The organism is Paenibacillus sp. NFR01, assembly GCF_900111565.1.
GTDB lineage: Bacteria > Bacillota > Bacilli > Paenibacillales > Paenibacillaceae > Paenibacillus_AQ.
Map to the genome: position 1 here is coordinate 1,286,600 of NZ_FOIK01000001.1, position 19,592 is coordinate 1,306,191.

Genomic DNA, 19,592 nt, shown 5'->3' on the forward strand with positions numbered 1-19,592 from the left:
CAACTTGCGAGTCCATAGAACAATATATTAAGCGCGGCAACCTGGAAGATTGTGTTCAAACTCAAAAAATTATTAGTATCCTCAAAAAAAGCCTTCAACACCAATGGTGTCGAAGGCTTTTTGGATTTGTCCTAGTACAGCGTCATATACTGATCTCTTTCCCACTCATGCACTTGGGTCCGGTAAATATCCCATTCGATTTCTTTCAGCTCATAGAAGTGGGCCAGGGCGTGCTCGCCGAGCGCTTCGGCAATCACATGGCTGCGGATCATTTCGTTCAGCGCTTCCTTCAGGTCGGCCGGCAGGCTTGGGATGCCTTCTTCGATCCGTTCTTCCTCGGACATCACGTAGATGTTGCGGTCGATCGGAGCCGGAAGATCAAGCTGGCGTTTGATACCGTCAAGGCCGGCTTTCAGCATAACCGCCAAAGCCAGGTACGGGTTCGCCGCAGGGTCCGGATTACGCACTTCGATGCGTGTGCTGAGTCCGCGGGAGGCCGGAATCCGGATCATCGGACTGCGGTTGCTCGCCGACCAAGCCACATAACAAGGCGCTTCGTAGCCAGGAACCAGACGCTTGTACGAATTTACCGTCGGGTTGGTGATGGCCGCAAACGAACGGGCATGCTTCAGGATACCCGCCATATAATAACGGGCGGTTTCGCTAAGGCCCAGGTCATCGCTTTCATCATAGAACATATTGGTGTTATCTTTGAACAAGGATTGATGCGCGTGCATCCCGGATCCGTTCATGCCAAACAAAGGCTTAGGCATAAAGGTTGCATGCAGGCCGTGCTGACGGGCTACCGTTTTCACGACAAGCTTGAAGGTTTGAATTTGGTCAGCCGCTTTAATGGCGTCGGCATATTTAAAATCGATTTCATGCTGGCCGGAAGCCACTTCGTGGTGGGAAGCCTCGATTTCGAAGCCCATTTCTTCAAGCGTAAGTACGATCTCGCGGCGGCAGTTCTCGCCCAGATCCATCGGCGCAAGGTCGAAATATCCGCCTTGGTCGTTCAGTTCTCTGGTCGGGTTACCGTTCTCATCGGTACGGAACAGGAAGAATTCCGGTTCTGGTCCAACGTTCATTGCCGTGAAGCCCATCTCTTCCGCTTCCTTCAGGCAGCGTTTCAGAATGCCGCGCGGGTCTCCGGCAAACGGTGTGCCGTCCGGCATATAGACATCGCAAATCAACCGTGCGACGCGGCTATCGGTTACCCATGGGAAAATAACCCAGGTGCTGAGGTCAGGGTACAGGTACATGTCAGATTCTTCGATGCGGACATAACCTTCAATGGAAGAACCGTCAAACATCATTTTATTGTCGAGTGCCTTTTCAAGCTGACTTACCGGGATCTCGACGTTTTTGATCGTGCCGAGCAGATCGGTAAATTGCAAACGGATGAAACGGACGTTTTCTTCCTTGGCAATGCGCAAAATATCCTCTTTAGAAAAGCTCACTTTACCCTCTCCCTTTCACGAGTGCGTTATGTTTATTTATTGAAAAACCGGGATAGCTCGCCCTGGATAAGCGAAACCTGTCCCGGTCTTTTCCCGGAAACCAGTTCCTGCTTAAGCAAACGGTGAAGCTGTGAATCGGACAATTCTCTGCGTCTGACTTCGGTATCCGGCGTAATGACCGTCGCTTCTTCCGATTCCTTGGACACAGGATTCATGACTTGCTTGATGCCGGCAATGTTGACGCCCTTCTCGATCAAGGCCTTGATTTCAAGCAGGCGCTCAACGTCGTTAAATGAAAACAAACGCTGGTTGCCGGAGGTGCGCGCAGGTACGATCAGGCTGTGCTGTTCATAATAGCGTATTTGTCTTGCAGATAAATCGGTTAATTTCATTACAATTCCTATTGGGAATAATGCCATATTTCTGCGGATTTCATCACCCATGACTCATCCAACCTTCCAATGATCTTTTTCTCATCTCATTGTACATTTCCTCATTTGGCGTGTCAATGGTATGTTAGATATACTTACAGCTTTTATTCAACAACGCCATAATACGGTTCAAAGAAATGTAAGCTCTATGGAATCTGGACTCCAGAAGTATAACACATCCTGTTAGTTGGAAGCAAAGCACTGCATGAAAGCCTTTTCTATGTGAAAAAGCGCTTGCCGGCGAAGCAGATCGCCCGGCAAGCGCCGGCTTAACGGTTCTCCTATCTTTTTAGGGGGCGGTTATTCCCCGAGTCTGTCAGTTACCGCTCCGCCGTTTGGCAGGCTACAGCAGCCCGCGGTCCCGCATGCTCTGCAGAGCCATCAGCACGCCGTATTTGACGTGGGAATACGTCAATCCGCCTTGCATATAGCCGATGTAAGGAGCGCGGATCGGCGCATCGGCGGACAGTTCCAGGCTGCCGCCTTGAATGAAGGTTCCGGCCGCCATAATGACCGGATGCTCATAACCCGGCATATCCCACGGCTCGGGCACGACATGGCTGTCGACCGCCGCGGCCCGCTGGATACCCTGGACAAAGGCAATCAGTTGCTCCGGCCCGTCGAAAGACACGGCCTGGATTAAATCGGTACGCGGCTCGTTCCACGCCGGCTTGGTCGTAAAACCGCAGCGCGCGAAGACGGCAGCGGCGAACATGCTGCCGCGCAGCGCCTGCCCAACCGTATGCGGGGCCATGAACAGCCCCTGATACAAACCGCGCGTTGTGCCGAGCATCGCACCGACCTCCCCGCCGATGCCGGGTGCCGTCAGGCGGTATGCCGCCAGCTCGACAAGATCGGCGCGTCCGCAAATGTAGCCGCCGGTCTCGGCGATGCCGCCGCCGGGGTTTTTGATCAAGGAACCGGCCATCAGGTCGACGCCGGCCTGTGTCGGTTCTATTTTCTCGGTAAACTCCCCATAGCAGTTATCTACGAAGACAATGACGCCCGGCTTCAGAGCTTTGATTTTGTCCACCATTTCACCAATTTCGGCAACGGTAAACGAAGAACGCCAGTCATACCCCCGGGAGCGCTGGATCCCGATGACTTTGGTCTGCTCCCCGATATTCAAGGCGACCTCATCCCAATCGACATGGCCGTCTCCGGTCAAAGCAATCTCCCGGTAAGTAATGCCGTAATCCGCAAGAGAGCCCGTTCCGTCGCCCGGCTTGCCGATAACCTTGTGCAGCGTGTCGTAAGGACGGCCCGTAATATACATCAATTCATCGCCCGGGCGCAGCACGCCAAACAGCGCCGTTGCAATCGTATGCGTACCTGAAGCGAAATGCGGCCGCACCAGCGCCGCCTCCGCGCCGAAAATATCTGCATAGAGGAGATCCAGCACTTCCCGGCCCCGGTCGTTGTAGGCATACCCCGTTGATCCCGCAAAATGAAAATCGCTGACCTGCCGCTTCTGAAAAGCTTCAATCACCTTCCATTGGTTGTAATCAACGATGCCTTCCAGTGTTTTGACGGCTTGTCCAATTTCCAACTCCGCGGCTTCCGCCGCTTGTAACAAATCCTCTGCAAAAACTGCCATTTCCCCTGTTTCGCTCCTTAGTTGCGTTTCGCTTATTCGGTTTGCTCCGTATAGCTATAATCTTCCAGCTTATAGCCCCACTTCGCATAGTCTTCCTTGTTCAATCGCACCTCGTACAAAATATCTCCGTCTTCGACCCGCTGCTTCAGCACTTCTCCCACCCGGTACAGAAGCGCGGACAAATCTCCGCGGTCGCCGGGAATGCGGAAGCGCAGCGTCTCGCCGGCCAGCACATCGGCAATGGCTTTCGTAACCCGCTCCAGATCGGCGCGGTCCAGCGCGCTGATCTTCAGATGCGTTGCATCCGAAGTCAGCATTTCTAGCTGCTCTGGCTGGCAGACATCGCTTTTATTGAACAACACGATTTGCGGTTTGCCCGCCGCGCCGAGGTCCTGCAGGATTTCGTCGACCACTTGCATTTGCTCTTCGCGCATCGCTGAAGAGGCGTCGACGACATGCAACACAAGGTTGGCTTCATTGACCTCCTCCAGCGTTGCCCGGAACGCCGCCACCAGATCATGCGGCAGGTTCTGAATGAAGCCGACGGTGTCGGTCAGCACGACTTCCTTGCCGCCGGGCAGCGCCAGCACGCGCGAGGTCGGGTCCAGCGTCGCAAACAGCTGGTTTTCGATATAGACGTCTGCGGCGGTCAGCTGCTTCAGCAGCGTCGACTTGCCGGCGTTGGTGTAACCGACGAGCGCCACTTGAACGGCACCGGCCTTGCGCCGGCGTTCGCGGTGCAGCTCGCGCGTCTTCACGACGTCGGTCAGCTGGCGCTTCAGCTCGGTGATCCGTCCGCGGATATGGCGGCGGTCAGTTTCCAGCTTGCTTTCACCGGGACCGCGCGTCCCGATGCCGCCGCCGAGCCGGGACAGATTAATGCCGTGGCCCGAAAGCCGCGGCAGCAGATAGGTGAGCTGGGCCAGCTCGACCTGGATAATGCCTTCGCGCGTCTTGGCGCGCCCGGCAAAGATGTCCAGAATCAGCTGTGTCCGATCGATGATCTTCAGGTCCAGCGATTCTTCCAGATTGCGGACCTGCGCGCCGGACAGCTCCTGGTCAAATATCGCTGTGTTTGCGCCAAGCGCCTCCGCGGCCATGCGCAGCTCCTCCACTTTACCTTTTCCGATAAACCATCGGGAGTCAGGCGTCTCCCTGTTTTGCCGCAGCACATCCAGCACCTCGACGCCAGCGGTTTCGGCAAGCTGTACCAGTTCCTGCAGGGACAACTCGGGATCGATGCCGCTGCGCTTAATGCCGTCCGTAACGAGGCTGACCAGAATGGCCCGGTCCTGCATCTCTGTCATTGTATCATGGGTCGTTGAAGCCATACTTATCTTTGCCCCTCATCTACATACCCACCGGGGGTATCTTGGTTGAATGTCGTATCCGGTGAGCCTACAGCTTGAAGTCCTCGGTCCGCAGCGTCATCAGTTCCTGTTTGCCGGGACTCGAATTCTCGTATTGGTTCAGCAGGCGCACCGCTTGGGCCCGCAGCGCTTTTTCAATCGCATTGCGTATATAACGGGCGTTGCTGAAGGCATGCAGGCTTTCCGTTTTTTCCAGCAGCAAATGCTGCTTTAGTTTGAGTATCGCCTGCGGCATCAAAATATAATCGCGTTCCTTCGCCATCAGCTCGGCGATCTGCAGCAGCTGGTCAATTGTATAGTCCGGAAACTCCACCTGAATCGGGAACCGCGATGGGAGTCCGGGATTGCTCATCAAAAAATAATCGATTTCGCCCGAATAACCGGCCAGGATCAGCACAAATTGATTGCGGTGATCCTCCATCGCTTTCACCAGCGTATCGATCGCTTCTTTTCCGAAATCCTTATCCCCGCCGCGCGCAAGGCTGTAGGCCTCATCGATGAATAAAATGCCGCCGAGCGCCTTTTTCACCAGATCCCGCGTCTTCTGCGCAGTATGGCCGATATATTCGCCGACCAGATCTGCCCGTTCCACCTCGATAAGATGACCTTTGCTCAAAACACCCATCCGCGAGAACAGCTTGGCGACAATCCGCGCCACCGTTGTTTTTCCGGTTCCCGGATTGCCTTTGAACACCATATGGTACGCCTGGGCTCCACTGACCAGTCCGGCATCGTTTCTCATTTGGGCAATCTGCAGAAGTGCATAAATCTCAAATACAAGCTCTTTGATATTCTCCAGCCCGACCAGCGCATCGAGCTCCTTGCTCAATTCCTGAAACAAGACGCTGTGTCCGCTGGGTTTTGCCGCTTGCGTTCCTGCCTGCTCACGTTCTCCGTTTGCCGCCGCCGGCGGCTCCTGATTCCGCAGCACAATATTGATTTGGCGAGACGGTCTGCCTTCCTCCCGCCCGCTTGCCGCCGCTACGCGTCCGTTCATCGGTTCACCTCATATCCCAAGGGCTAGCTTGCTCTATCTCAAGTCTATTCCCCGGGACGGGGCGTTATTAGCAGTTTTACAAAAACAGCTGCTGTACTTTCCACTTGGTGTATGCCAAAATCTCGCGCGTCTTGTATTTGAAGTTCGACATCGTCACGGATTCCGTCAGGGCAAGCTCCGGACGGGAGTAGCCAAGCTCTTTGGCCATTTCAAGCGAACGTCTGCCATGGAAGTCGTGGGTCACGATGATGGCCGTCTGCAGATTCTCCCGCTTCATGATTTCCTCGCTGAACTTTAGATTCTCGTAAGTGCTGGTAGCTTCGTTCTCCACGAGAATGGCTGACTCCGGTACGCCTTGGGCGACCAAGTAATTCTTCATGCCTTCGCCCTCGGTATATTTATAGCCCTCCCGGTCCAATCCCCCGGATACGATGAAATGCCGGAATTTCCCTTCCTGGTATAACTGCAGGCTGTAGTCAAGCCGCTCCTTCAGGCCCGGGCTAGGCTCGTCGCCCCACATGGCCATGCCGAGCACCACGGCTGTATCCGCTTCCATCAACGGAACCGCGGTTTTCGCCCCGTTAATCACGCTGAGACAATACGCGCACCAGACCAACCCGGCGGCGACAGGCACCATAGCGGCGGCCACCCATTTCCGGTGACTGCGCCGCCTCATCCGTTTGCCGGATACTTTGCGGATCGGGGATGAGCCCCTTTGATAAACATACCAATCCATCTTATTTCCTCCTGAAATCTCCGTGATGGAACAAATCCGCCCGATGCTTCAGCGACAGCGCAAAATACGGAAAGGCGTGCGCATCGATACTGCGCATAATGCTGCTCGCGGTGTTCCATGCCAATTGATAATCCGATTCTGTGATTTCTCCGCGCTCCAGCGCTTCTTCCAGCTCGTCCTCGTCCAGCAGATACACTTCCCCGTTCCACAGCACGACGACGTCCAGATACAAATCGTCAAACCAGGGAACGCCCTGGTCCGTCACCCCTTGGACCTTGCATGTATCGATGTACCACTGCACGATATTTTGCTTCTCGTCAAACATTGCCGTCACGATATAATGGCCGTCCTTGGGAAAATACTGCAGCCAGGAATACCCCTTATCCGCAATGCGATATGTATGCCTGCCGTAGCTTTTCCACAAGGGCTCCTTCAGCCCGTAGATGGTATAAAGCGTGATATATCCGCTGAATTCCCGGGTTTCCACATAGCGGCAGGCAAAATGGCGGCGCGTAATCCGGCGCCAGTTGGCCCGGTCTCCGAATTTACGTTTCATATGAATAACCCTTTCCATCGTTTCTCTGCAGAAAGCTGAGGCTAATGAAATCATTTCCTATCCCTATGTTAATTCTTCCGGAATCTCCGCGTCAACTCGGGGCGCCAAGGATTGCCTGTTTCATCGCAAAAAAACCGTCCGCCAGACCTTCCGCAATTCAGGTGCGAAAGCTTTGGCGGACGGTTGAGTACTCTTCAGCTTGCAGTGCCTTATAAGGTGCCGGTGCCGTCGGTGCTGTTGCCGGCCCCGGCGCCCGTGCCATCCCCTGTGCCACCCGGCGCTGTAACCGGTGAAGTGGAAGGCGGTGGAGCTGACGGTGACGGAGTAGCTGCAGGTGGGGTGGCCTGGCCGTTGCCTTGACCATTGCCTTGACCGTTACCCTGCCCGTTGCCTTGACCGTTACCTTGACCGTTACCCTGGCCATTGCCCGGGCCGCCCCCCTCGTTGCCAGCGCCGCCGTTATCCGTGCCCGGCGTGCCTTCCGGGAAGTTCGGATCCGGCGTCACTTCCGGCTCCGGCGTCGCCGGTTCATCCTGCACGGACACTGTGACGGTAGCCGAAGGAGCGCTTTCGACCTCCTGTTCCGGATCGTACACCGTTACGTAGTACTCATAGGTCAAGCCCGGCATGGCGCTGATATCGCCCACGCTAGTCGCCGGCGTGTTAAGCAGCGACGAGAAATCCGTCTCGGACGACTCGCGGCGGTATACACGGTATTCGGCATTGGCCGTCTGCACCGCATCCCACGCGAGGTTCACCGTCATCGTGGCCGGATCGTAGGAGGCAGTCAACCCTGTTACCGGCTGGGCCGCATCCGGCGTCGGCGAAGGTTCGGTTTCATTCATGCCCTTCGGTACCGGGAAGGACTTGGACGGGATGCCCTCCAGCGCCTTCTCCATGACCTTGCCCCAGAACGCTGCCGCAAGCGGACTGCTGTTCTTAAGCAGATGACTTTTGCTCGGTTTGTCATACCCCATCCAGACGGCAGCGGTCCATTCCGGCGTATAGCCGACGAACCAGACGTCGCGGTTGGAGCTAATGCCTTCGTATCCGCTCTGCGTCGTACCGGTTTTACCGGCGACCGGCCGGTCGATTTTGGCCTTTTTACCGGTACCCTCCTGTACGACATGCTGCATCATCTGCGTCATTTGGTACGCGGTTTCTTCGCTCATCACACGGGTCGGAGACGTATTTGCTTTATAGACCGTCTCCCCGGTGCTGTCGGTGATCGATTTGATCGTATACGCCTCGCGAAGCTCGCCGCCGTTGGCAAAGGCGCTGTAAGCTTGCGCCATTTCCAGCGTATTCGTGCCTTGGCTAACGCCGCCGAGGGCCAGCGCCAGATTTTTGTCATCGTCGCTGAGGTTTATGCCGAGCTTCTTGGCAAACTGGAAGCCGGTATTGACTCCGATTTCATTCAGCAGCCAGACCGCCGGAATGTTCTCCGATTTGGTCAAGGCGTCCGTCATGCTGATGCTCGTCGAGTACCCATGCAGGTTGTTCGGGCAATATTTGCCGAAGCACTGCTTCTCATTGCTGAGCTGCGAATCGATCGTAAATTTGCCGCTCTCCAGCGCCGGCGCGTATACGGCCAGCGGCTTGATCGAGGATCCCGGCGAACGCCGGCTGCCCGTTACGCGGCTGTAACCTTTTTTCTCATAGTTACGGCCACCCAGCAGAGCGACGATGCTGCCGTTCTCCTGGTTGATGATCGTCATCGAACCCTGCACCAGCTCGTCGTCCACGCTTTTCTCGAAATTGTCGCTGTCCGCAAATGCGTCTTCGACCGTTTCCTGTGCATGTTTATCCATTGTCGTATAAATCTTGTAGCCGCCGATATTCAGATCATCTTCGGACAGGCCGAATTTATCTTCCGCCTCATCCACGACATAATCGATGAATGCCTGGTACCGCTGCTTCGTTTCCGGCGGTTTATAGTTGTAATCGACGACTTTGGCCTCATCCATCTGTTCCTTCGTAATATACTTCTGTTCATACATCAGCTGAAGTACGACTGCGCGCCGCTCCTTCGAGAGCTCCGGATTGCGCAGCGGATTGTAGCGGGAAGGCCCTTTCGGCATAGCCGCCAGCGTCGCCATCTGCCACAGATCCAGTTTGTTCAAATCGCTTACGCCGAAGTAACGGATTGAAGCGGCTTTGATGCCGTATACGGTGCCGCCGAAATTAATCCGGTTCAAATACATCGTGATGATTTCTTCTTTGGTCTTCTTGTTCTCCAGCGCTACGGCAATCGACATCTCCGTCGCTTTGCGGAAGAATGTTTTGTCCCGAGTCAGAAAAATATTCTTCGCCAGCTGCTGGGTGATCGTGCTGCCGCCTTCGACCATGCTGCGGGCTGCGATATCCTTCACGGCCGCACGGCCGATGGACCAGAAGTCGACGCCTTTATGCTCGAAGAAACGCCGGTCCTCCGTTGCCACGAACGCATCGATCAGCAGCTTCGGAATCGCTTCGTATTCGACCGGATCGCTTTTCTCCAGCGACAGCTCGGCAATCTGGTTCGCATTGCGGTCGTAGATTTTGGTCGTTTCATTGACCGTCAGCTTATCCTGGTTCTCCATGAGCAGCTTTTCACCGTTGACCATAATGAAAAGATACCCGCCAAGCGCGCAAAAGATCGCCAACGCCATAGCAAAAAACAAACTCCACAGCACTTTTTTCTTCGTTAGAAACTTCTTTTTCTTGCCCCCGCCCTTGCCGTTTCCTTTGGCTTTGGAATTCGAAGGGCTTGTTCCCCTGTCTCGATTACGGTTCACCCGTGATATTTCGTCTCTGGACATGTTGCCTCCTGACTTCCCTTTTGCGGAATTGCTGCATTTTGATCATTTTGATTACATACATTCCCAGAATGAAAAGAACAACCTTGTGCAGGTTGCTCTCTCACCCATCTATTCAAACGATTTATAAACAAAAAGGTTTCGTGCTGAATCGATAAAAGCTTATTCCTCCGATCCGCTGTCCTGCATCAGCGATACGCTGCGCTGCGGAGTAAAGGTCGATATGGCATGCTTGTACACCATTTGCTGGCGCCCGTCGCTGTCAATCACAATGGTAAAATTGTCAAAGGCTTTAATGATTCCCCGGATTTGAAATCCGTTGGTCAGATATACTGTAGCAGGGATATTCTCTTTACGCAGCTGATTCAAGAACGTATCTTGGATGTTAATGGATTTGTTCATATGACGTACCCCCATCGGTTCGATTAGATTGTTCAGAAGTATATTCAAGACCTGAGAGAAACTTTCCTGCTATTATATCACGTAGACTTTAATTCCAGCAATGTGTGAAAAACGCTACAGTTATTGTCTGCCTCCGCCTAAGCTGCTGCTTGGATTCCCCCGCTCCTGCCCGATTGTTTGTTTCTTAATAGATATAATTATACATGGGAAGCCTGTTTCCTTCCAATCGAACGCTTGGGTAAAAGAAAAACTGAGGTCGGAGACCCGATGCGATGTCAGGCACAGCCGGCCTCAAGCCATCCCAAAAACACCAGAAACCGTATTGACTATACCGCCGGGACCGCATAAAATATAACATAGCTGAATAGGCGATGGAGTTCGCCATAACCGCCGCAAGGCTAATGACTCCTACCAGCGAATGCACGAGTTCCTGGTAGGAGTCTGTTCGTTTTAAGCGGTAATACCCCTGAAGGGAAGCGTGGACGCGGAATGGATAATTTTAGAACAAAGCTAGACCATTTTTCCAGAAAAACAATCTCAATCGCTCTTCTCTCCTCCTTTATCAAATGGATCCTGCTCGGTTCCGGCGTCGGCATTCTGGCTGGATCGGCATCCGCTTTGTTCCTTACCAGCCTCAATTATGTGACGGATCAACGTATCGCGCATCCGTGGCTGTTATATCTTCTTCCGCTCGGCGGAGCGCTCGTCAGCTTTATTTATATGAAGTATGGCAAAAACAGCGCCAAAGGCAACAATCTCATCCTGGAACAAATACATGCCGGGAGCGAGCCCATTCCTCTGCGCATGGCGCCTCTGGTATTATTCGGAACGGTCGTGACGCATCTGTTCGGCGGCTCCGCCGGCCGGGAAGGCACCGCGGTCCAGATGGGCGGAAGCCTAGCCGAATGGCTTGGAAAAACGCTGCGCGTAAATGCCGTCGACAGAAAAATCCTGCTTATCTGCGGCATCAGCGCCGGATTCGGCTCCGTATTCGGCACGCCGCTGGCCGGAACCGTCTTCAGCCTGGAAGTGCTGGCGATCGGACTCATCTCTCACGAGGCGCTCATTCCCGCTTTTATCGCGGGGTTTGTCGGAAATCTGGTTACGACATCTTTCTGGGGCGTAGCGCACATCCATTATCATATGGGAGTCGTTCCCGTGCTTTCTCTCTCGGTCTTGGCCAAGGTTATTTTCGCTTCGGTGCTGTTCGGACTGACAAGCGTATTCTTCAGCGAGTTGACCCATTCGCTAAAGAAGAATTTTACAAAATGGTTCAAGAATCCGGTGTTCAAAAGCGCCGTCGGCGGCGTCCTGGTCATCGGCTTGGTCTATGTAGTGGGCACCCGTGATTACCTGGGCCTCGGCATTCCGCTTATCCAGGATTCCTTTACCGGGCAGATGTCTCCGTTCGCATTCCTTTGGAAGCTGCTTTTCACTTCCCTGACGCTGGGCACCGGATTCCAGGGCGGCGAAGTGACGCCGCTGTTTGCAATCGGAGCAACACTGGGGAATGCGCTCTCCGGATTCCTGGGATTATACGCCCCTTTTCTGGCCGCGTTAGGATTCATAGCCGTGTTCTGCGGAGCAACCAATACGCCGATCGCCTGCTTCATAATGGGTATTGAACTGTTCGGGTCCAGCGGAGCCGTCTATCTGTTTATTGCTTGCCTGGTCAGCTTCCTGTTCTCCGGGCATACCGGGATCTATACCTCGCAGAAAATCGGGGTCCCGAAATCCCATTTTCTGACAGTTCCGGAAGGGACGACGCTGGGAACGGTGAAGCAAACGAAGAGAAAAAAGCAGGCCGGAAATTAATTTCCGGCCTGCTTTTTGTTTTGAGCCATTTTGTCGTAATACGTATCCACCTTTTCGTCGATCACTTTCATCTGTTTGTTCATCTCTTCAAGTTTCTCCGCGGTGAGCCGCCGCTGCTCCACCAGCAGCCCGTAACGGTCGGGAATCGTCGCGTCGCCCTGTTCATACAACTCCAGATAACTTTTGATCAGCTCCACCGACATGCCTGCCGTCCGGAAAGCGATTATCGTCTTCAGCCAGCCAAGCGAAGCATCATCAAACAACCTGCGGTTATTGGCATCCCGCTTCACCCCGGGGATCAGTTCCATATCGGTATAATAACGTACGGTATGCGGCGAAATGTTGAATTTCTCGGCAACCTCTTTAACGGAATAAGACAAACTCCTAACCACCTTTGTCATTTCACTGTTGACTTCGAGTTACTCGAATTGATTATACTTCATTTCATTCCAATACAAAACGAGGTGCTCTTTAATGTCAAACAAAGTATGGATGGTAACGGGAAGCTCCCGGGGGTTGGGACGGGAAATCGTGCTGGCCGCGCTTAAACATGGGGAGCGGGTCATCGCAACCGCACGCAATGCCGCTTCGCTGGAGAGTCTCGCGGCTGAATACGGTGAACAAATATATCCGGTATCTATGGATGTAACGGATAATGCCGGTGTGCTGGCGGCCGTCCGGAAGGGGCTGGACCGCTTCGGCAGGATCGACGTCCTGGTCAACAACGCCGGTTATGCGAATGTCTCGTCGATCGAAGACATAACCATTGCCGATTTCGAGCAGCAGGTAGCGACCAATTTTCTCGGGGTCGTTTATGCCGCCAAAGCCGTTCTGCCGGCCATGCGCTCGCAGGGCGGCGGCTCCATCATCAACATTTCGTCCATCGGAGGCCGGGTCGGCAACGCAGGGCTTGGCGCCTATCAAAGTTCCAAATTTGCGGTTAACGGCTTCACTGAAGTGCTGGCCAAAGAGGTCGCTCCCTTCGGGATTAAAGTGACCGTCGTGGAGCCGGGAGGCATAGCTACGGACTGGGCTGGATCATCCATGGATGTTCCACCGGTCAGCGAACCTTATAAAGAACTGATCGGCGGAGTCGCCCGGCATTTGCGCGGCATGAGCGCTGCTTCAGCCGAAGAACGGATCGGAACGCTCAGTGATCCGGCCAAAATTGCGGATGCCGTCTGGAGCTTGGCCGAAATGGGCGATCCGCCTTTACACCTGCTGATGGGAACAACCGCCTACGCGATTGCCCAAGAGGCGTCCAAACGTCTGGCGGAATCGGATCAAAAATATGAGCCGTTGACCAAATCCACGGTATATGCCGAATAAACTGTACGGCAAAGAGACCGGAGCTGTGTCGCTCCAGTCTCTTTGCGTAACGGAAAGCACTATCGTTTGATTGCAGTCAATCGCATCAGCGTCAAATAGTTCTCGGTATCGGCTTCATGCAGTTCATGATCGGCTGTCGCATTCCATAAGGCTTTGCCGCCCGAAATTTCTTCCGCACAACGGACATCGACAAGGTTGGTCTTCTGCCACATCCGGCTCCACCAATCGGCGCTGTGCCAGGCATACATATCTGGCTCCCAGAGCGGAACCAGCCCATCCGGCAGCCCGTGCTCGAATTCGCGCGTGAGCGCAGGCAGGACCATCCCGAACTGTCCGCCCGGCTTCACCAAACGGGCATAATGATTGCCGAAATAACATTCATCGGTACCAAAATAATGGTACGCATCAATGCTTACGGCCGCATCGAAGAATCCGTCGGCATATGGCAATGCGCGGGCATCCGCCCGCATCGGATACACCTGGTTCTCGATTCCCGCCTTAACGAAACGCTTATAGTTATCGCTGGCACTGAACCACAGATCGTTCGCAAATACGGTTACGCCGAATTCTTTAGCCAGGATAATCGAAGTGAATCCCGCACCGCAGCCCATATCCAAAATGCGCATCCCCGGAGACAATTCCATCTTTTCGCACAGCAGTTCGAGCAGGCATACCGCATCCGGTCCAATAATATATGGGCTGTTCGTTTCCTCTTCGTAGTCTTTAATTAGATCGTTGATCAGTTCGCCGTATTTTGCTTTAAAACGATAAGATCGCATGTATTCATTCTCCTTTTTTGTAATCCCTGTAAAGGTCATTACAACAAAGGACATAAAGAACTCATTTGCATGTTTATGCCCTTTACAGGGTTATTTAAAATTCACCTTCCGAACACGCACAATGCTACTCATAACAACACATCCTTTCTTGGAATGTAATTAATTGTAATTCTCACAAGCGTAAACGGTCAATGACTATAATTGTTTTTTACCAAAGTAAAGCCTCTCCCGCAGCTTTTTCGGGAGAGGCTTTTGGGTAAGTTCAAACCAGCATAGATTAGGCAGCTGGCAGTTACGCTTCCGTTTCGGGCATCGGTCCGGTATAGACGGACTGCGGACGGAAGATGCGGTTAATGGCCGCCTGCTCCATCAAATGGGCCGTCCAGCCGACAATGCGTCCGGAGGTGAAGGTGGGCGTAAACACTTCCGGATCCAGTTCCAATGCGCGGAGAATGGCTGCCGCGTAAAATTCGACGTTGGTGAACAGCCGGCGTCCCGGCTTATATTCTTCCAGAAGCGCGATCGCGATATGTTCAACTTCGATCGCTACGTCGAAGGATGGATCTTTGCCGATCATTTCCTGCGTGGCGATCTTGAGCGCTTCCGCACGGGGATCTTTGGTTTTGTAAATGCGGTGCCCAAAGCCCATGATTTTGCCTTTGTTGTCCAGTACATTGCGGATCCATGCTTCAGCGCGGTCCACGGTACCGATCTCTTCCAGCATCGAGATCACCTCAAACGGCGCGCCGCCATGCAGCGGGCCTTTCATGGCGCCGATCGCGCCGCCGATGGCGGCACAGATATCCGATTCAGTCGACAGCACCACGCGGGCCGCAAACGTCGAAGCATTCATGCCGTGCTCCATACATAAAATCAGATAAGCGCTAAGCGCCTTGACATGCGCTTCTTCCGGAGCATTTCCGCTAAGCATATACAAATAGTTGGCTGCATGCCCCAGAGTAATGTCCGGTTTAACCGGCTCCAGGCCTTTCAGCCTACGGTATCTATAGGCGATGATGGTCGGCAGCACGGCCGTTAAGCGGATTCCCTGCTGCAAGCTTGGCGGCCAGGTCGCACTCCCTTTTTCGCCCAGCGCAGCGACAGCGTTTTGCAGTACAAGCATAAGCGGAACCGACGCCGGAAGCAGATCGATCATTTGACATAAATATTCCGGCATTTCTCGCGCTTCCGCCATCTCCCGCTTCAATTTCGCAAGCTCCGATTCATTCGGCAAGTGCCCGTACCACAGCAGGTAAGCCACCTCTTCGTAGCTTTTGCTGACCGCAAGCTCTTTCGCCCAATACCCGCGATAGACCAAATACCCTTTTTCCCCGTCTACCAGGCCGATATCTGTCTCCCCGGCGACTACGCCTTCCAAACCCGTTACTTTTGCCATTATGTACACTGCTCCTTTTCCGTCCCCATGGGAATAAACCTCTTACAAGGAGTATATACGGCAAAAGCCCCATTGCATATTTATTGTTTTTTATGATTGCATAAATTAATTTTATTAGCTTATGTCAGTTCGTTTTTACATGACTTCCCCATACGGATACGCCTTTTGCCGACAATGCCGTAAAGGTCATGACATGGCTTGCCAGCTCTTCGTTCCATTCCGTCACGAACACGCCGTCGTATGTTTCTCCGCCGATGTTCAGAACCGCATTATTCTCGCCTTCCAGCGACCAGGTTCCGGTTACCGCGCCGGTGATTTGTCCGTCCGCCGAAAGCTCGATCCGTTTGGAGTGGACGATCTTTGCCGAGATGTCCTTGCCGTGGTTGATAAAGTTGTATGTGCCTGCCACTTCTTCGGCTTTGTAGGAACCGATCTTCTCCCCGCTGTACCGGTGCGGCGCCACGACCGGCCAGCCGTCCTTGTTCATGAACATCTGGTGCACGCGCACCTCATGCTCTTCGCCTCTGCGCGGGAAGCGCGTATGGAAGATCAGGTAATACTGGTTCGTCTTATCGTCATAGTAAGCGGAATTATGGCCCGGAGATACGTAACCCTCGCCTTCAATGCCTCCGTTCGGAGCAACAAACTCGAAATTGCCCATCAGCTTCACGCCGTAAGGAGCATAGGCCGGATCGTCGAACAACTTGCCTTTGGTGCCTTGCGCTTCGATCATTGCTTTGCCTTCGGAATCCTCGAACGGACCGTCCGGATTTTTGGAACGCGCTACACGGATGTTGTAGCCCCCTTTGGCGTCGAGGCCGCCGTACGAGAGGAACAGGTAGTAATAATCGGTCTCCGGACTGTAGAGCATGTAAGGGCCCTCAATGCGGGCGTGATTTGCTCCGAGCAGCTTTTTGCCATAGCCCTGATCCGGCAGCGGGAAGCCTGTTGTCGGATCGAGTTCAAGAATGAAAATCCCGCCCGAATACGAACCGTAGACCATCCACAGCTTGCCTTCCTTATCGAAAAAGACATCCGGGTCGACCACATTCGGCTTCTGCGTGGCGTCATACATCTCCCCGTCCTCCCCCGGGCCGGACATTCCCGATTTGAGAATGATGCCAAGGTTCTTGTACGGCCCGGCCGGTTTGTCGGCAACGGCAATGCCCATGGCGGAACGCGGCGAATCGCCCCGGCAGGCGTTGTAATACATATAGAACTTCCCGTCGGCCAGTTCGATGACATCCGGGGCCCAAAGCGTGTCCGACTGTGCCCAGTTGAAGGTCTCGCTCAATTCCTCCGTGACGTTCGGGATCAGCGGGTTCCCGTCTTCCACGACGGACGAAATTTGCTTCCAGCTCATCAGATCCTTGGTCTTGGCGGAGGCCAGATGCGACCCAAACACATAATAGGTATCCTTCACTTTGATTACGGATGGATCATGCACCGATACGTTCTTGAATTCAGGTGTGCTGCCGTTACCCGCGCTGCAGGCCGTTAACAGCGCCAAAGACAATATAGTGGTCATTTTTGCTTTTTTCATGCTTCCGCCTCCCTATGTATACCCTTACATTTCTACATTTTGCAACGGGCCAGCGGAATAGTCAATCTTTTTATTTATATATACATGATTCGTTTTATGTTTATTTAAAATAAATAAATCCCAAAACATCAAAAAAAACGCCAGACGCTTATCACGCCTGACGCTTTATCATATCTACTGTTTATTGGGCCAAAATCGGCTGCGGGTAGTTGCCCGGCAGTTCGCGGCGCTGTTTTTGCACGATTTCCGGCGGCTGCACAGCCGGCGCAAGCGGATGCATCAGCCACGATTTTACCAAATGCGAATCGGAAACCTTGTACATCGGAGGCTCCTTCTCCACATCGATTTGCATGGCGTACGAGCTGCGCAGCGCGAACGCGTCGCCCTTCGGCGGCTTGATCAAATCAGGAGGCGTCCCTGGGATGGCAGTCAGCATTTGGCCTTTGCTCTCCAGGCTTGGCATGGAAGCCAGCAGACCCCAAGTGTACGGATGGCGCGGATCGTAGAAGATTTCTTCCGCGGTGCCCATTTCAACGATTTGGCCGGCATACATAACCGCTACGCGGTCAGCCATACGGGCCACGACGCCAAGGTCATGGGTAATGAAGATGATCGCGGTACCGATCTTCTTCTGCAGGTCCTTCATCAGGTCCAGAATTTGCGCCTGAATCGTAACGTCGAGCGCAGTGGTAGGCTCGTCCGCAATCAGGAGCTTCGGATTGGCAGCCAGCGCCATGGCGATTACGACGCGTTGGCGCATCCCGCCGCTGAATTCATGCGGATACTGCTGGAAGCGGCGTTCCGGGGAAGGAATGCCTACAAGACGCAGCAGTTCGATGGCGCGCGTGTAAGCGGCGCTTTTCGTGATTTTTTCATGTTTGAACAGAACTTCGGTAATTTGGCGGCCGACTTTCATCATTGGATTCAGCGATGTCATCGGATCCTGGAAGATCATGCCGATTTCTTTACCGCGGATTTTTTGCATTTGCTTTTCATTTTTGCTGATGATTTCCTGGCCGTCGAACAAAATTTGTCCGCGCTTGTATTGACCTTGCGGCTGAGGAATCAATTTCATAATCGCTTGGGAGGTAACGCTTTTCCCGGAACCGGATTCGCCCACCAGCGCGAGCGTTTCACCTTTGTTTACATGGAAGCTTACGCCGCGGATAGCTTGCACTTCTCCACCACGGGTTTTAAACGAAATTGCCAGATCATTGACCTCTAAAAGGCGATCCATCCTGTCACCCTCTCTGCTATCTTGTTTATGATAATGGTTCTCATTATATTAACAAGCAATAAGTAATATTTTATCTATAATTCCGACATGAAGTCAAGAATTTTCAAACAATTTTCATTTTAGGAACCGTTCCCAACCGGCCAGCAAATTGTCATGCGCCCATTCGAAATGCCCGGCGCTGTCATATTTGCGGGAGTAACATTCAATGAAGTAAATTAAATCGATATACAGATCGTACAGCCTGATGCGGGCCCGTTCGTTCGGGCTGTCAAAAACGCCATGGTAACCCCTCAGGAAATGCTGGGTATCCTCGATATAGCGAAAATAATATTCCATCAGGGGATCGCCCCAAAGCGCCCGTTCCCAGTCGATCAGCGCAACGATTTTGCCGCCTTTTACGAACACATTGCCGTCCCAGAGGTCCCAGTGCACGAGCCGCGGCTCGGTGACCTCCTCCAGTGCGGGCAGCAGCTTCGCCACCTCTTCCTCAATCCGTTCCAGAGGAACCGGCATGACGGCGCCAAGCCGCCGGGCATCATTCAGCAAATCGCCGATGATCTCTTGAAACGTCTCCCGCCAGGAGCGGCCGCCGCTTCGCGGAAGCGTGCTGTACAACCCGAAGCGCTCGCCGCGGATCTCATTGATCATCCGGTTGTACCGGCCCAGCTCCGTCTCGACCGCTGCCCGCTGGTCCGGCTGCAGCCCGTCCTTGATGTCGCTGTAAGGCTCTCCGTGGACTTTTTCCATGAAAAAATATTCGCCGGCGATCTTGCTCCGGCTGTCGTCATAGAACAGCACCTTAGGCACAGGAACCGTACCTTTGCTACGAATAAGCTGCAAGGCCGATACCTCCGCGCTCATGATATTGCGCTCATAACTCAGCGTATCCGTATCCTGAAGCGGGCCGACCTTGAGCACCAGCTCTTTTTCATCGCTAAGCAGCACTTCATAGGCAGCGTTGAAATATCCGCCGGTAAGCTCCCGGCACGCTTTTACCTTCACATGGTCCCCAAAAGCCCCGGCAACGATGAGGTCCAGCTGCTCCGCCGTTAATTTATTTTTCGTTGCGCTTTCCAGGAAAATCTCCTCCGTCGCATTGTTCGTTAGCGGATTATTCTATAATAAGGCGAAAAAGGCCGGCAGCTC

At 53.6% G+C, this 19,592-nt stretch carries 17 protein-coding genes and 1 riboswitch; of the genes, 2 read left to right on the forward strand and 15 right to left on the reverse strand.

The window, feature by feature from the left end:
• Positions 1-131: 131 nt before the first annotated feature.
• From glnA to hfq, 9 genes are all read right to left on the reverse strand, one after another.
• On the reverse strand, positions 132-1,460 hold the full coding sequence (glnA, locus tag BMW84_RS05845; RefSeq protein ID WP_091065449.1) for a type I glutamate--ammonia ligase: 1,329 nt from the start codon (positions 1,458-1,460) through the stop codon (positions 132-134).
• Between the two features lie 32 nt (positions 1,461-1,492).
• Entirely contained in the window at positions 1,493-1,903 is a 411-nt protein-coding gene (locus tag BMW84_RS05850; RefSeq protein WP_019910684.1) for a MerR family transcriptional regulator, read from the reverse strand.
• Between the two features lie 331 nt (positions 1,904-2,234).
• Positions 2,235-3,488, reverse strand: coding sequence for a methionine gamma-lyase family protein (locus BMW84_RS05855; RefSeq protein WP_091065451.1), 1,254 nt, complete (start codon positions 3,486-3,488; stop codon positions 2,235-2,237).
• A gap of 32 nt (positions 3,489-3,520) precedes the next feature.
• Positions 3,521-4,819 (reverse strand): GTPase HflX, encoded by a 1,299-nt coding sequence (gene hflX / locus BMW84_RS05860; RefSeq protein ID WP_091065454.1) that lies wholly within the window; start codon positions 4,817-4,819, stop codon positions 3,521-3,523.
• A gap of 67 nt (positions 4,820-4,886) precedes the next feature.
• Complete coding sequence (locus BMW84_RS05865) at positions 4,887-5,855, reverse strand: AAA family ATPase (protein WP_091065457.1); 969 nt, start codon at positions 5,853-5,855, stop codon at positions 4,887-4,889.
• A gap of 76 nt (positions 5,856-5,931) precedes the next feature.
• Positions 5,932-6,591 (reverse strand): YdcF family protein, encoded by a 660-nt coding sequence (locus BMW84_RS05870; protein WP_091065459.1) that lies wholly within the window; start codon positions 6,589-6,591, stop codon positions 5,932-5,934.
• Between the two features lies 1 nt (position 6,592).
• Entirely contained in the window at positions 6,593-7,147 is a 555-nt protein-coding gene (locus BMW84_RS05875; protein WP_091065462.1) for a ribonuclease FAU-1 family protein, read from the reverse strand.
• A gap of 209 nt (positions 7,148-7,356) precedes the next feature.
• On the reverse strand, positions 7,357-9,948 hold the full coding sequence (locus BMW84_RS05880) for a PBP1A family penicillin-binding protein (protein ID WP_091065465.1): 2,592 nt from the start codon (positions 9,946-9,948) through the stop codon (positions 7,357-7,359).
• Between the two features lie 159 nt (positions 9,949-10,107).
• Positions 10,108-10,347: an RNA chaperone Hfq gene (hfq, locus tag BMW84_RS05885; protein ID WP_019910673.1), complete on the reverse strand. Its 240-nt coding sequence runs from the start codon at positions 10,345-10,347 to the stop codon at positions 10,108-10,110.
• A gap of 358 nt (positions 10,348-10,705) precedes the next feature.
• Positions 10,706-10,765: riboswitch (Fluoride riboswitch) on the forward strand.
• Positions 10,766-10,836: 71 nt separating this feature from the next.
• On the opposite strand from hfq, the gene BMW84_RS05890 reads away from it, so the two are divergent.
• Entirely contained in the window at positions 10,837-12,162 is a 1,326-nt protein-coding gene (locus tag BMW84_RS05890; protein WP_091065467.1) for a voltage-gated chloride channel family protein, read from the forward strand.
• Here BMW84_RS05890 and BMW84_RS05895 read toward each other — a convergent pair.
• Positions 12,159-12,542 (reverse strand): MerR family transcriptional regulator, encoded by a 384-nt coding sequence (locus tag BMW84_RS05895; protein WP_175498688.1) that lies wholly within the window; start codon positions 12,540-12,542, stop codon positions 12,159-12,161. The genes BMW84_RS05890 and BMW84_RS05895 overlap by 4 nt on opposite strands.
• A 94-nt stretch (positions 12,543-12,636) precedes the next feature.
• Between BMW84_RS05895 and BMW84_RS05900 the strand changes: the two genes are divergently transcribed.
• Positions 12,637-13,491, forward strand: coding sequence for an SDR family NAD(P)-dependent oxidoreductase (locus BMW84_RS05900; protein ID WP_091065472.1), 855 nt, complete (start codon positions 12,637-12,639; stop codon positions 13,489-13,491).
• Positions 13,492-13,550: 59 nt separating this feature from the next.
• Here BMW84_RS05900 and BMW84_RS05905 read toward each other — a convergent pair whose 3' ends face one another.
• From BMW84_RS05905 to BMW84_RS05925, 5 genes are all read right to left on the reverse strand, one after another.
• Positions 13,551-14,270 (reverse strand): SAM-dependent methyltransferase, encoded by a 720-nt coding sequence (locus tag BMW84_RS05905; RefSeq protein ID WP_175498689.1) that lies wholly within the window; start codon positions 14,268-14,270, stop codon positions 13,551-13,553.
• Between the two features lie 292 nt (positions 14,271-14,562).
• Positions 14,563-15,666 (reverse strand): citrate synthase/methylcitrate synthase, encoded by a 1,104-nt coding sequence (locus BMW84_RS05910; RefSeq protein WP_091065477.1) that lies wholly within the window; start codon positions 15,664-15,666, stop codon positions 14,563-14,565.
• A gap of 124 nt (positions 15,667-15,790) precedes the next feature.
• Positions 15,791-17,194 carry an arabinan endo-1,5-alpha-L-arabinosidase AbnB gene (locus BMW84_RS05915; RefSeq protein ID WP_254772942.1) on the reverse strand — a complete coding sequence of 468 codons (1,404 nt, stop codon included), beginning with the start codon at positions 17,192-17,194 and terminating at the stop codon, positions 15,791-15,793.
• A 196-nt stretch (positions 17,195-17,390) separates the two neighbouring features.
• Positions 17,391-18,446: an ABC transporter ATP-binding protein gene (locus tag BMW84_RS05920; RefSeq protein ID WP_091065481.1), complete on the reverse strand. Its 1,056-nt coding sequence runs from the start codon at positions 18,444-18,446 to the stop codon at positions 17,391-17,393.
• Positions 18,447-18,560: 114 nt separating this feature from the next.
• The gene (locus BMW84_RS05925) at positions 18,561-19,529 is read right to left on the reverse strand and encodes a phosphotransferase family protein (RefSeq protein WP_091065483.1); all 969 of its coding nucleotides are present in this window, start codon (positions 19,527-19,529) and stop codon (positions 18,561-18,563) included.
• Positions 19,530-19,592 lie beyond the last annotated feature (63 nt).

Bases quoted from the DNA above. Each gene is read 5' to 3' on its own strand.
- BMW84_RS05920 (WP_091065481.1), bottom strand. From the start codon at position 18,446: ATGGATCGCCTTTTAGAGGTCAATGATCTGGCAATTTCGTTTAAAACC.
- BMW84_RS05870 (WP_091065459.1), bottom strand. From the start codon at position 6,591: ATGGATTGGTATGTTTATCAAAGGGGCTCATCCCCGATCCGCAAAGTA.
- hflX (WP_091065454.1), bottom strand. From the start codon at position 4,819: ATGGCTTCAACGACCCATGATACAATGACAGAGATGCAGGACCGGGCC.
- BMW84_RS05905 (WP_175498689.1), bottom strand. From the start codon at position 14,270: ATGCGATCTTATCGTTTTAAAGCAAAATACGGCGAACTGATCAACGAT.
- BMW84_RS05900 (WP_091065472.1), top strand. From the start codon at position 12,637: ATGTCAAACAAAGTATGGATGGTAACGGGAAGCTCCCGGGGGTTGGGA.
- hfq (WP_019910673.1), bottom strand. From the start codon at position 10,347: ATGAACAAATCCATTAACATCCAAGATACGTTCTTGAATCAGCTGCGT.
- BMW84_RS05875 (WP_091065462.1), bottom strand. From the start codon at position 7,147: ATGAAACGTAAATTCGGAGACCGGGCCAACTGGCGCCGGATTACGCGC.
- BMW84_RS05915 (WP_254772942.1), bottom strand. From the start codon at position 17,194: ATGACCACTATATTGTCTTTGGCGCTGTTAACGGCCTGCAGCGCGGGT.
- BMW84_RS05880 (WP_091065465.1), bottom strand. From the start codon at position 9,948: ATGTCCAGAGACGAAATATCACGGGTGAACCGTAATCGAGACAGGGGA.
- BMW84_RS05850 (WP_019910684.1), bottom strand. From the start codon at position 1,903: ATGGGTGATGAAATCCGCAGAAATATGGCATTATTCCCAATAGGAATT.
- BMW84_RS05890 (WP_091065467.1), top strand. From the start codon at position 10,837: ATGGATAATTTTAGAACAAAGCTAGACCATTTTTCCAGAAAAACAATC.
- BMW84_RS05865 (WP_091065457.1), bottom strand. From the start codon at position 5,855: ATGAACGGACGCGTAGCGGCGGCAAGCGGGCGGGAGGAAGGCAGACCG.
- BMW84_RS05855 (WP_091065451.1), bottom strand. From the start codon at position 3,488: ATGGCAGTTTTTGCAGAGGATTTGTTACAAGCGGCGGAAGCCGCGGAG.
- BMW84_RS05910 (WP_091065477.1), bottom strand. From the start codon at position 15,666: ATGGCAAAAGTAACGGGTTTGGAAGGCGTAGTCGCCGGGGAGACAGAT.